Origin of the sequence: Chamaesiphon sp. OTE_75_metabat_556 (assembly GCF_031378165.1) — a bacterium.
In the GTDB taxonomy this organism is placed as follows: domain Bacteria; phylum Cyanobacteriota; class Cyanobacteriia; order Cyanobacteriales; family Chamaesiphonaceae; genus Chamaesiphon.
This window is the reverse complement of record NZ_JANNDR010000439.1, coordinates 1-13,106: the sequence shown is the minus strand read 5'-3', so window position 1 is coordinate 13,106 and position 13,106 is coordinate 1. Positions and strand designations below refer to the sequence as shown.

9 protein-coding genes are annotated in these 13,106 nt (G+C 49.4%); 6 read left to right on the top strand and 3 right to left on the bottom strand.

The genetic code is table 11. From position 1 onward, the window contains the following. From RMO27_RS17935 to RMO27_RS17920, 4 genes are all read left to right on the top strand, one after another. Window positions 1-916: ShlB/FhaC/HecB family hemolysin secretion/activation protein (locus tag RMO27_RS17935; protein ID WP_309735018.1), on the top strand; the 916-nt coding region annotated here is incomplete at its 5' end. Window positions 917-995: 79 nt separating this feature from the next. Then, window positions 996-3,386 (top strand): CHAT domain-containing protein, encoded by a 2,391-nt coding sequence (locus RMO27_RS17930; RefSeq protein WP_309735017.1) that lies wholly within the window; start codon window positions 996-998, stop codon window positions 3,384-3,386. A gap of 180 nt (window positions 3,387-3,566) precedes the next feature. Further along, window positions 3,567-6,887: a filamentous hemagglutinin N-terminal domain-containing protein gene (locus RMO27_RS17925; protein WP_309735016.1), complete on the top strand. Its 3,321-nt coding sequence runs from the start codon at window positions 3,567-3,569 to the stop codon at window positions 6,885-6,887. Window positions 6,888-6,929: 42 nt separating this feature from the next. Beyond that, complete coding sequence (locus tag RMO27_RS17920) at window positions 6,930-7,916, top strand: serine protease (RefSeq protein WP_309735015.1); 987 nt, start codon at window positions 6,930-6,932, stop codon at window positions 7,914-7,916. Window positions 7,917-8,064: 148 nt separating this feature from the next. Here RMO27_RS17920 and RMO27_RS17915 read toward each other — a convergent pair whose 3' ends face one another. From RMO27_RS17915 to RMO27_RS17905, 3 genes are all read right to left on the bottom strand, one after another. Next, entirely contained in the window at window positions 8,065-9,192 is a 1,128-nt protein-coding gene (locus RMO27_RS17915) for a site-2 protease family protein (RefSeq protein ID WP_309735014.1), read from the bottom strand. Between the two features lie 205 nt (window positions 9,193-9,397). Further along, window positions 9,398-10,279 (bottom strand): carbohydrate ABC transporter permease, encoded by an 882-nt coding sequence (locus RMO27_RS17910; protein WP_309735013.1) that lies wholly within the window; start codon window positions 10,277-10,279, stop codon window positions 9,398-9,400. A 66-nt stretch (window positions 10,280-10,345) separates the two neighbouring features. Continuing rightward, window positions 10,346-11,134 carry a tryptophan-rich sensory protein gene (locus tag RMO27_RS17905; RefSeq protein WP_309735012.1) on the bottom strand — a complete coding sequence of 263 codons (789 nt, stop codon included), beginning with the start codon at window positions 11,132-11,134 and terminating at the stop codon, window positions 10,346-10,348. Window positions 11,135-11,440: 306 nt separating this feature from the next. Here RMO27_RS17905 and RMO27_RS17900 point away from each other — a divergent pair, with 306 nt between their 5' ends. Together RMO27_RS17900 and RMO27_RS17895 are read left to right on the top strand one after the other, a co-directional pair. Beyond that, window positions 11,441-12,790: an efflux RND transporter periplasmic adaptor subunit gene (locus RMO27_RS17900; RefSeq protein ID WP_309735011.1), complete on the top strand. Its 1,350-nt coding sequence runs from the start codon at window positions 11,441-11,443 to the stop codon at window positions 12,788-12,790. A gap of 33 nt (window positions 12,791-12,823) precedes the next feature. Beyond that, window positions 12,824-13,106, top strand: a 283-nt coding sequence (locus tag RMO27_RS17895) for an efflux RND transporter permease subunit (protein ID WP_309735010.1), incomplete at its 3' end; no start/stop codon positions are given.

The following is a 13,106-nucleotide window of genomic DNA, read 5'->3' as shown; positions in this document are numbered from 1 at the left end:
CAGTAGCATTCTCGATTTCAACTACGTCTTGCCACTCAATCCACGGAATGGCACACTCCGCCTGCAATACAGCAATTCTAGTAGTAAAGTCATCGAGTATCCCTTCAACATTCTGGATATTAATAGTAACGGTCAAGATTTTGGGGTGACTTATCGCCAACCAATCGTCCAAACACCAGATCGTGAATTTGCCCTGGGGGTAACGCTAGCCAAACGCGAGACAAAGACCGTCTATCTGCGCACGATCAATGATGGCCAAGAACTCGGCTATCCCTCCCCAGGTGCCGATGCTAATGGCTCGACGCGGGTAAGTGCCGTGCGGTTTTTCCAGGACTATACGCAGCGCGATCCCCAACAAGTTTTTGCCCTGAGATCCCAGTTTAGTCTGGGGCTGAGTGCCTTTGGAGCTACGACGAATACCAGCGCGCCCGATAGTAATTTCTTAGCTTGGCGCGGACAGGCTCAGTACGTGCGCGCACTGGCACCTAATAGTATCTTCCTGGTGAAATTAGATAGCCAATTAGCCGATCGACCCTTACTAGCGATCGAGCAAATTGGCCTGGGGGGTCAAGATACCGTACGCGGCTATCGGCAGGATTTATTACTCGCAGATAACGGCATCAATGCGACTGCGGAAGTGCGCTTGCCGATTTTCACGCCACCAGATAGCAAGCAAATCTTGCAAGTCGTCCCCTTTCTTGACTTTGGTTTGGGCTGGAACCAACCAAATAATCCCAGTCTCAATCCGACGCCCAACACGATCGCCGCAACTGGTATAGGTTTGCGCTATCAAAGCGGCACTGATTTCACCGCCAGGCTCGACTACGGGATTCCCTTCACCTCGATCGGGATTAATAAACGCACCGGACAAGAAAACGGCTTCTATTTCTCGCTCAACTACAATCGATCGTTCTAGTCATTCTCTCCCCACCCCCGCTCCCATACGGTGGTACAGCAACTCCCAACTTCCCGCTCCCCACGCCAACCCCAACCCAATGTATCGAAACAAAATCTATCTCTCGCTCCTCTCATTAAGTCTATTAACAGTCCTGCCCTCAACGGCAAATAATCTACCGCCCAGTACTGCCATAACCACAACCACGCCCACCGCGATCGCTAATTCGCCCCTAGCCGCCGCCCAACAATTAAATCAACGCGGCGCGGCATTATTAGCCGCAGGCAAGCCGGATAAAGCCTTGGCGGCTTGGCAAGAAGCACATCAACTCTATGCCCAGCTCAAAGATCCCCAAGGGACGATCGGTACTAAAATCAATCAAGCTCAAGCTCTTCAATCCTTGGGCTTCTACCGTCAAGCCTTATTGACCCTCCAAGATGTCAATACCAGCCTCCAAAATCGCCCTAACTCCAGCCTGAAAGTGCAGGGCTTGCTGGGATTGGGCAACTCGCTGCGCGCACTGCGCATCCTAGAGCAAAGAACCGCCAGTACGGGGGAAGTGACGCTCGGCTCGAAGGAAATCTTGCAACAAGCTTTGAGTATTGCCACCGCATTAACAGATCGCGCGGCGATCGATCGGATCAATCTCAGCTTGGGTAATACCTTCACCATCATGGGCACTACCGAAAGCGAACAAGCCGCGATCGAGACGTATCAAAAGATCGGCACTAATGCCGCACCGTTAGTCAGAGTACAGGCACAAATCGACCTCTATCGCTTGACATCAGCACAGAAGATCGCCCCAAATACGCAGATATTCTTAACAGATACCCGCAAACTTTTAGATGCGATCGCCCCCAGTCGGCAGACAGTTTATGCCTATATTAATTTAGCCGAAACAATTCAGACTGATCGCGCCAATAGTCGGCTCGATAGTAAAACATTAATCTCGATCGCGCGATTATTAACGACGGCGATCGAGCAAGCCCGCACGATCGAAGATCCGCGCAGCGAGGCTCAAGCGATCGGTTCCTTGGGTAGCTTGTATGCCTTAAGCAAGCAATATGCCGAAGCCAAAAAATTGACCCAGCAAGCCTTATTTATTGCGGAAAGCTTGCCAGCTCCAGATCTAGCTTATCGCCTCGATTGGCAGCTTGGTAAACTATTGACGATCGGCAATCCCAGCGATCGCGATTTGGCACAGGCAACGTCAGTTTATCGTCAAGCCATCAACCATCTCAAGTTATTGCGTAATGACTTAAATGCGATCGATGCCGACTTACAATTTTCCTTTCGCGATAGTGTCGAGCCGATTTATCGCGAGTATGTCAATCTGTTATTAAGAGATGGCCAGCACATCCCCGCAGCCGATTTGGCAACTGCTCGCGAGACGATCGAATCTTTGCAAGTCGCCGAACTAGAGAACTTTCTCCGTCAGGGTTGTTTGGATACTTATACCGTGCAGCTCGATCAAATCGATCGATCGGCAGCCACGATCTATCCGATTATTTTACCCGATCGAGTAGCGACGATCGCGGCGATTCCTGGCCAACCGCTGCGTTATTACAGCCAGAATATCTCAGCAGCTACAGTAGAAAAAACGATCACTAAATTGCAACGTAAGCTGAAAGATCCCAACTTCAGTCCACAACAAGAGCGAGTTTTTAAACAACAATCCAAGCAGCTTTACGATTTACTAATCGCCCCATTAGCTCGCGATCTGGCTACTACTAAAACTAAAACTTTAGTCTTCATCCTTGATGGTGAATTCAGAAATATGCCGATGTCTGTCTTGTATGACGGCGATAAATATTTATTTGAAAATTATAATCTGGCCTTAACACCAGGATTGCAATTAGTACCACCCCAAGATCCGACCGCCCGCATGCGACTGCAAGTATTACTCGGTGGTATTTCGGAGAGTCGGCAGGGTTTTTCGGCTCTACCTGGCGTCACTCCAGAAATTGAATCGATTAGCAAATTATTGCCCGCTCGCAAGCTACTCAACTCAGAATTTAATAGTAAATCCGTGTCGAGTAATTTAGTAGCGAGTAATGCCCCGATCGTCCATTTAGCCACTCACGGGCAGTTTAGTTCTAAACCTGAAGATACATTTATTTTGACTTGGGACGGTCGGCTCAATCTCGATCGGTTGAGCAATCTGCTCAAAGATCGCGGCAGTCGATCGGATAATACGATCGAATTATTAGTATTGAGTGCTTGTGAAACAGCCAGCGGCGATCGTCGTGCCACTTTGGGCTTAGCGGGTGTTGCCATTCGAGCGCGTGCCAAAAGTACGATCGCCTCATTGTGGTCGGTGAGCGATGAAGCTACCCAGGATTTAATGATTAGTCTCTACCAAAATTTAGCTACCAAAAAACTCGGTAAGAGCGAATCATTACGACAAGCTCAACAAACGCTGATGAGTAATCCCAAATATCGATCGCCTTACTATTGGGCACCATTTGTCCTCGTTGGTAATTGGCAATAGTTAAATTAGTTGATAATTGATAATTGATAGTTGGGCTGTTAGGGAGAGTTCTAAATCACTATCCTAACAATAGCCTACCTACAAGCTGAAGGATTTAAAACACCGTTCCTTGTAGAATTCAATCTTTTCTCGATCGCGTAATTCTCACGCCAATCGATCGGTTCATCTACCTTAAACATCATGCTAAAAACTAAATCTTGCCTAGCTATTCTCACTCTATTTTGCCTGACTGGTAGTCTCTCCGTTCAGGCTCAGACCTATACACCATCCAATCGGGCACCAGTTACCGACACCACGCTAGGCACTCAGGTAACCGGCAGTAACAATAACTTCAACATTACTGGCGGTCTCACCACAGGACAAACTACTTTTCATAGTTTTACCGATTTTTCTGTTCCTACTAATGGACAAGTAAACTTTACAAACCCAGTTGGCAATCGGGATATTATTACCCGCGTCACTGGCAATTCATTCTCTGATATCAATGGGATTGTCAATACCAATGGGGCTAACTTTTTCTTGATCAATCCGAATGGCATCACCTTTGGTACTGGCGCGCAATTGAATGTCGGTAGAGCCTTCGTCGGCAGCACTGCCAATGGGATTAATCTCGTCGATGGTGGCGGACGCACGTTTACGTTTGGCACGAATCAAAGTGGTGATGCTCTATTAAAGGTCGCGCCGAATGTGTTGTTTAATGTCGCGAGTCTCAATATCGGGACGGGGAGCGGCGCGATTAATAATTTTGGGACATTGCAAACCACCAACAATAGTCAATACATCGGGCTAATTGGTGGCAATGTCAATGTGAATGGGGGTAAGATCGTCGCGCCAGGGGGACGAGTAGATATCGGCGGACTCAATACTCCTGGGACGGTCAGCGTCAATAGTGATGGTTTGGTATTTAACAGCACTATTCCGCTCAGAAGCGATGTCACCATTACCAATGGATCGAGTGTCAGCGTCCGCGCGAACCAAACCCTAAATCCGGTCGATCCGGTCTTCTTTCCCACTGCCACATCTCCAGGCAGCAGCATCAATATCAGTGCCAATCGGATCGAGGTCAGTAAATCTGGAGAGCGATTTAAGAGCGTAGCTGGTGACGGTCAGATCAATCAGGCATTAGGGGGATTAGATGGCGGCTTGGAGGTAAATTCGGGCGCGAAAGCGGGGACAATTGGGAATATTAGTCTCAATGCCACTAGCGATATTTTGATTCAAAGAGCGGCACTGTTTAACCTCGTGAGATCGGGTGCCCAAGGCAGTCAAAATCCTGGCGGGGGGATTAAGATCGTTGGCAATAACATCACCGTCACGGATAAATCGGAGATCTCTGCCGATCTCTATGGCAGCGGACGTGGTGGCGATGTGGATATTAAGGCACTAGGCAATTTTAGCCTAGTCGAACCCTCGCCTACCGATATCATCGATCGACCGCAATTCGCTGAATCGGTAATTGCTGCTAGTACCTACGGAGTCGGTAATTCTGGCAAAGTAACAATTGCGGCTGGGGGTAATGCCGTAGTCAGCGATCGGAACACGATCGCTAGTACGGTTGAAGCAAACGGAATTGGGGATAGTTCGGGAATTAAAATCGAGGCAGGCACGTTACAAGTACTCAATGGCGGCGAGATTTTGACTCAGGCTGCTTCCAGTACTACCAATGAACGGGGAGATGCTGGGGATATCGATATTACTACAACTGGAGACATCACCATCTCTGGGAGCAAAAATCCTGGTGCCTTTCGCGATCGTAATGACGCATATAAACCCCTCTCATCTATTGCTAGTAGTAGTTTCAGATCTGGTAATGCTGGGAAAGTGACTGTGACTACTCCTGGCAAATTAACAGTCACCAATCGCGCTGGGATTCGGAGTCAAATCCTGGAAAATGGGAATGGAGATAGTGGTGGTATTAATATCAGTGCGGGGGAGCTGATACTTGCTAATTTCAGCCAAATTAGTAGCTCTTTAGGAACGTACGGCCAATCTACAACTGCCAATCCCAAGGGCACTGCTGGTGATATTAAGATCGCAACAACCGGAAATATTACCCTTAACGAAGATAGCTCACTCGATCCCATTATATTCAAGCTAGTAGAGAATGATTTCTCTCCATCGATTATCTTTAGCAGCGTATTTGGGACGGGTAAGGGTGGCAAAATTACGATCGAAACGCCAGGTAAAATATCAATTGGCAACCGGGACACGATCGCGAGTAATGTCGAACCAAGCGGACAGGGTGATAGTGCTGGCATCAACATTAAGGCAGGAGAATTGCTACTCTTCAACGAAGGTCAAATCTTGAGCTTTGCCACCGGAATTTCAACAAAAACCGGAAATGCTGGGGACATCGATATTAAAACTACTGGCAATATTACAATTTATGGTAAAAATACTCCGGCAGAAGCGGATGCGATCCTGGCCAGTGGTCAAGCCAATAGCAAATCCTTGTCCAAAATCTCTAGTAGTAGCTTCCGACAGGGTGCTGCGGGTAATATCTCCATCGATGCTGGGGGTACGATCTCACTGTTAAATCGCGGCGGCATCACTTCAGCGGGGGACGTAGCACTTACTGGTAATAGTGCTGGTGACATTACCATTAGTAGCAAGCAACTAACTCTCGATCGAGGGGATATTTCATTAGCAGCCAAGAATACCAGTGCTAACTTGAAAATTGCCACTCAAAATAGCATCTCAATGGTGAATGGTAGTAGTATCATCACCAATAATGCTAATGGTGCGGCAGGAAATATAACGATTTCTTCACCACTAATGACTCTAGATACGAGTACGATTGAGGCGCAATCTCAGGGTGGGTCGGGCGGCAATATTAATATTTTTGGTAATGACTTACTCCTGCTCCGTCGCCAAAGCCGAATCTCGACCAATGCTTTGAGCACACCTCAAGCTGACGGGAATGGGGGGAATATCGATATCAACACCATCCTACTCGTTGCTCTCCTCAATGAAGACAGCAATATTACGGCTAATGCCACTCAAGGTGCTGGAGGCAAAGTTAATATCAAAGCCCAGGGAGTATTTGGGATTGAATTTAGCGAGCAACTAAGAACGGGTATTAGTGACATTACCGCGACTTCTGAGGCTCCTGGGCGAACTGGCACTGTCAATGTCAACACACCAGGCATCGATCCAGGCAAAAATACTACCGAACTGCCAGCGGTACCTACCGACCCCAGCACTCAGATTTCCCAAGTCTGTGGCGCGAGCAATCGCCAAAATAAATTAACCGTTACCGGACGGGGCGGACTGCCGCCAGTGGCTAACGATCCGCTGACCGGTGATGAGATCTGGCAAGACGAGCGAGCCACAAACTCGACCTCATCTGCTAAAAATGTTACAACTCCCATTAAGCTTGCACCACCCGCAATTGGGTTGATCTATGATGGCAAGGGCAGGGTTACTTTAGTCGCCGCCGGAGCGCAACAACAACCGATCGGCACGAGCACTGCTTGTCCGGCAACCAAGCCGCAAAAATAGTCATCCCCGATCGCTTTAAAACTTACGACAATTATTTTATTTATGTTATTTAATAACTTCAATCGTTATCTGATCCCCATTGTTTTAGTAGCTACGACCGGGCTAGTAGTACCACAGTTAGTCATTGCTGCTCGGCAGGAAGCCAGAGCGATTTTGGCTAGAGAAGTCGGTGCGATCGCCAAAAAAACCGTCGTCAGAATCGAATCTTCCGATGGTAGTTTTGGTTCGGGAGTAATTATTGGTCGGACCGAAAGTGGTACTAACAATGTCTACACTGTCTTGACTGCCGGGCATGTGGTCAAGTGTGCTGACTGTAAATATCAGATTGTTACGCCAGTACCGATCGATACTGCCAGCGAAAAAAAACGCATCAAGATCGATCTCGACATGCAAAACAATCTCCAAAAAATGCCGGATGTCGATCTAGCGACGATCTCATTTGAAAGTAACTCGACATTTGCGATCGGGACGATCGGTAATTCTGAATATGCCGATGAAGGCAGCCCTGTCTATGTTGCCGGATTTCCCAAACCTGGCCAAGCGATCAAACGGATCGCCCTCCAATTTACTGGGGGGATGATTTCTTCGCGGATCGAAGAAGGCGATCGCGACCCCAAAAATCGCAACAATGGCTACGATATCGCCTATACCAATATCACCAGAGCGGGGATGAGCGGCGGGCCGGTATTTGATGCGGCGGGGCGAGTTATCGCCATCCACGGCCAAGGCGATCGCAATAGTCAAAATGCCGAAGCTGGGGATAAAGATAGCTCGGCTAACGTGATTGTGGATGATGAGAAGACTGGGTTTAACCTCGGTATTCCCATGCAAACATACTTGAAACTGCAACCCCAAGCTGTCGCAGTTGTGGGAGCCAAATTTGATGATTCACCACTCAACTATCAAGTCACCGATCGCTCGGTGACGATCGGTACTCCCAGTCGTAAATTTATCCAAAAAGTCCGCACCAGAGGTACAGCTTCGCCACTATTTGATGTCACCACTGTCAGCGAACAAACTGATGATTGATTGACATCCTGGCGATCTTTCGTGCTGCCGAGTATTGGGATCGTCTCAATTTCCGAATCTGCCGATCTGTAGAACTAGATTTACAATAGATTGGGGTAGGGGTAATTCATGAATTACCCCTACCCCAATCTATTGTGGATGCCAGCAATTATGCTGGATTAACTTGCGGTTGCCGATTGTGGAGCAGATTAATTACTGCGGCTTTTTCTAATAACCCAACCAACAAACCATCGTTATCGGTCACACTCAGCGTCGTTACCTGTTTGGATTCCAATTGTTCGATCGCTTGTAATAATGGTCGATCGCTGATGATAATCGTCGATGGCTCGACTGCTTGCATAATTTCGCTAACTAATGTGTGCGCCCAACGATCGGATCGGACATCATTAAGTGTCACGAGTGCGAGTTCGCCAACCAAGTGTCCAGACACATTCGTGACCAAGAATTTTTGCCAGTTACTACCACTGAGCGTCCGTTGGTCTACGAATTCGCGGAGCGTGATATCGTCGCGGATAATCGGACTGTTGGGGGTGACAGCATCGCCAACGGTCAATCCAGTCAACCGTTCTTGTACCCGTGCGAACTGAGCAGAGCGACCAGCATTTTGGAGTAAGAATGAACCGATCAGCAGGTTCCAGATATTATCGAAGCTACCAGTCAAGACTAGCGGTAGTAGTCCAGACGCGATCGCCACCCACCCAAAAGCTTGACCGACGATGCTAGCGATTTTGACGCCTTGATACTGATTGCCAGTAACTTTCCAAACGATCGCTTTGAGGATATTCCCACCATCGAGGGGTAAACCAGGGATCAGGTTGAATAAACCCAGCGAGAGGTTAATTGCCGCTAAGACTGCGGTAATTGCGGCGACGGGGCCAGTCAGATGCGCGCCAAAACCGATCGCAGTTAAGCTCGCTGCTAATAATAAGCTCACGGCAGGGCCAGCGATCGCCACCCAAAAGGCCGCAGCAGGGCTGTCAGACTCTTTCTCTAAGCTAGCTAAACCGCCAAAGATAAACAGGGTAATCGAATCAACCTTAATCCCCTGTTTGATCGCGACGAAGCTGTGTCCTAGCTCGTGGGCGAGGACGGAACTAAATAATAGTAAAGCCGTAACTAAGCCTAAGAGGATCGGACTACCACCGGGCAAATCGGGAAACTGTGCCGCTAAGCCTTGGCCATAACTCCATGTCACTAAACCCAACACGAGGAACCAAGAGGGATTGACGTAAAAAGGAATGCCAAATAAGGAACCAACGCGAATATTACCATTCATCACAGCGACCTCTATCTGTATGTCTAAAACTAGATTATTTGCTCGATTACGTCCATTGTAACGAAATATTAAATCGGCTCTCATTAATGCTGGCGCAGTAATATCCGTCCGGAAGGGTTCGGTTCGCGCGGGGCTTCAAGTCGTGATGGAATCGAGATCGATTGGTGCTAGCCACTAACCTGACAGTTGCCACCGGATCGTCCTCCTACCCCTTCGTCCCCGTAGACGCCACCCCCGCCACAAACCACTTTTGGAACAGCAAGAACACCAGCAACATCGGCGCAACCATCATCACCCCAAAACTCATCAGATCGCCCCATTGGATCGGCGGGAGGGTTTGGAAAGCGGCGATCGCGACGGGCAAGGGGCGAACACTTTCATCGATCGTCACCATTAGCGGCCACAGAAACGATCCCCACTGAGTCAGAAAAGTTAGAATTGCTACGGTGGCAAAGACGGGTTTGGAGATCGGCACGATAATTTCAAAATAGGTGCGGATCGTACTCGCCCCATCGATGCGGGCTGCTTCTTCGAGTTCTTTGGGCAAGCCGACAAAGAACGTGTAAAACAAATAAATCGAGAAAGAATTAGCAATAAATGGCAGAATTTGAGCGAGATAAGTATTGCGCCAGCCTAACAGCGTAATCTGAAAAAACAACGGCACGGCGATCGCTTCAAACGGAATAATCATCAATGCTAATACCACTAATAGGATGGTCGCACGTCCCCGCCACCGCAATCGCGCCAAGGCATAACCAGCTAGTGAATTAATCAGTAATCCGGCTAAAACTACCATACTGGTAATCAAGATCGAATTTAGAAAAAACTGACTAAAATTAACTCGATCGAAAACATCTTGATAATTTTGGAGCGAAGCTGGTACGGGGATAAAGCCTTGCCAAGATCCAGCTTGAGATAGGACTAATTCGTCGGGTTTGAGACTGGCGACGAACATAAACGCGATCGGCGCGATAAATAATAATGCCAGCCCGATCGCCAACACATAGCTACCAATTAAGCTGACCCCAGCTCGTTTTTGCGGCGGCGAACTGGGGATAATTGGCTCCAATCGGGTGCGATCGTGCATGAGGTTTAGTTATTAATCATCGATTCTACGCTAGCACAACTTGTAGGCAATCGTTGGCGATCGGAGCTAGCGAGCGGCGATCGAGGATTTGGCGCGTGAATTGAGACTCAGGAGCACCAGTGAGATCGCCGTCACCACACCACCGACGACAATTAGTGGCTCATTAATTTGCCGGATGGCGATCGCGACGAGCGTCCAGACAGTGACGAGCAGATAAGCCAGATCTTGACGGTGGACGAGGGCACTAGCGGCGATCGCGGCACTAGCAGCCATCATGATCACCGTCCATAGGTTCGGACTGAGCAACCAATTATTGCCATTAATGCTGTAGAGTGCGCTCGCGATATTGACGATCGTCGCTACGGAAATCCAGCTCAGATAAACACTAATCGGGATGCGTACCATCCATCGTTCCTGTTGCGAAACGCGTTCCCGTCCGATCCCCAAACGTTGATACATGCCAATTAAAGATAGCAAGATCCCTAACATCGCCATGACAGATAATGGAAACAAACCCGCCAAAAACAGATAAATCCACGCACATTGACACGCACAGGCGATCGACAATAGATAGCCGCACTTTTGCAATCGAGGATTGTAGCGTTCTGTCGATTGAAATTGATAAATACCCAGCGCGATCAGTCCTAGATAAATTAGTCCCCAAATCCCAAACGCATAATTAGCTGGAGTCACGCGCACGTCAGCAAATAAGGTATTAGCAAGTTGGCCGATATTGATACCATTGGGCGGCCAGATATTGGAGATCGTGTTCACCAGAATACTCACGACGATCGATACGGCCGTGATTAACTGTCTCTGTAAATCTGGATCGAAACGTTGGCGAGAAGATTTCATGACTTTGAGTGCGGGCTGTTCTCCACTTACAGCTTGACATAAGTGGCTGAATATTGGCTCTGTCTTTCGATTGAACTTGGCGATCATGAGTTGTTTTATGCTCGATGCCTCAAATCGAACGATCGAAACTAACGCTCCATTCAAATAGTCATAGAGCCAGTTGCAAGTGCCAATTAGGTCGAAAAATATTTCGATCGATAGATATATAACACGATGCACAATGACTATATTTTCATAATGATTGCTTGTTGCTTGAGTCGATCGCCCAAACCTTAGCTGCGCAAGATCGGTTGCGTTTCTGGATAAATGAGTATTGTCAGACAGCAGATGACCAGAATTGACCGAGGATGGCGATGGAGATCGGGAGCGATTGGATTGATGGCACTCTATCTAGCTAGTTGTAGCGCGCCCAAGGATGAGGCGGAGGCACGAACTCGATCGCCTGGCCAAGGACAAGGACAAGCGCAGGCGACAGCAGTGGATGTGGCAGTGGCGACGATCGCCCCACTTACAGCAGTACGGGCATATACCGGAACGACTCAACCCGCACAGGAGGTGGCGATTCGTGCGCAAGCGGAAGGTCAATTGCGCGCAGTGAATGTCGATGTGGGCGATCGCGTCAACAAGGGTCGAGTTTTGGCGCAAATTGACGATACAATCTTGAGCGCTCAGTCGGCAGAAGCTGAGGCCGAATTAGCCTCGCGGCGAACAGAAATTAGCAAGCTGCAAACCCAAGTTAGCGATGCCCGCACCCAGGTAGAACAATCGCGGCTGCAACTGCAACAAGCCGAGTTTGATGCGGCTCGCTACGAGCGACTGGCCGCAGCAGGTGCCGTGTCCCAGCAGCAAGCACAGCAATCCAGAACCCAAGCCAGCACAGCTACCCAGGTATGGCGATCGGCTCAGCAAAAGGTGCGTTCCGAACAACAAGCGATCGTCGTAGCCAACGGTCGGATCGTCGCGCAACAGGCCGTACTCGCCCAACAACAACGGCGGAGATCGTATGCAGTGGTGACATCGCCGATCTCTGGTGTCGTACTGACTCGATCGACCGAACGCGGCAATCTGATCCAGGTTGGTAACGAACTCCTCCGGTTGGGAGATTTTAGTCAAGCCAAAGTCACCGTCCAAGTTTCCGAACTCGATTTAGCGGCGGTGCGGTTGGGTGGGACAGCAACAGTCAAGCTGGATGCTTTTCCCCAGGAGCAATTTACCGCTAAGGTGACGCGGATCTCGCCAGCGGCAAACCCGACCTCGCGGTTGATCCCGATCGAAATGACCATTCCCAATCCCACTGGCAAAATCGGCAGCGGCCTACTCGCTCGTGCCACCTTTGCCCAAACTACAGTCGATCGCGTTGCGATTCCGCTCTCCGCGCTTCAAGAGGAACGCACGCCCCCATCGACACCCAATTCCCATCCCAACCAACGCAACCCTACAGTGCCAGCGCGTCGCACCCAAGGCAAATTATTTGTGATCACCCGCCAAGGCGAACAGTCAACAGCGACTGCCCGCACTGTCATGCTCGGCCAACAAATCGACGGCCAAGTCCAAATTCTCTCCGGTCTCAATCCTGGCGAACGCTTTGTCGCCCGCGCCAGCAAACCCCTCAAAGATGGCGACCCAGTTCGTACCAGCATCCTCTCCCCCCAATAAATCTCAGTCCCAACTCCCAACTCCCAACCGATCGTGCAAACTCCCCACGCCGCTGGCTTCAGCCTCAGCACCCTCTCGATCCGCCAGTATATCGGCACCCTGATGCTGACCCTCACTGTCATCATCGTCGGGGTATTTTTTATCACTCAACTCCCAGTCGATCTCCTCCCCTCGATTACCTATCCTCGGATCGGCGTCCGCCTCGACGCCCCAGGCATCTCGCCCGAACTCGCGATCGATGAAATCACCCGTCCGTTGGAAGAAGCCCACGCCACCACCGCTGGCGTCGTCCAGATCTACTCCCCGACTCGTGAAG

Coding starts and splice junctions, on each gene's coding strand:
- RMO27_RS17930 (WP_309735017.1), top strand. CDS start 996: ATGTATCGAAACAAAATCTATCTCTCGCTCCTCTCATTAAGTCTATTA.
- RMO27_RS17925 (WP_309735016.1), top strand. CDS start 3,567: ATGCTAAAAACTAAATCTTGCCTAGCTATTCTCACTCTATTTTGCCTG.
- RMO27_RS17920 (WP_309735015.1), top strand. CDS start 6,930: ATGTTATTTAATAACTTCAATCGTTATCTGATCCCCATTGTTTTAGTA.
- RMO27_RS17915 (WP_309735014.1), bottom strand. CDS start 9,192: ATGAATGGTAATATTCGCGTTGGTTCCTTATTTGGCATTCCTTTTTAC.
- RMO27_RS17910 (WP_309735013.1), bottom strand. CDS start 10,279: ATGCACGATCGCACCCGATTGGAGCCAATTATCCCCAGTTCGCCGCCG.
- RMO27_RS17905 (WP_309735012.1), bottom strand. CDS start 11,134: ATGAAATCTTCTCGCCAACGTTTCGATCCAGATTTACAGAGACAGTTA.
- RMO27_RS17900 (WP_309735011.1), top strand. CDS start 11,441: ATGAGTATTGTCAGACAGCAGATGACCAGAATTGACCGAGGATGGCGA.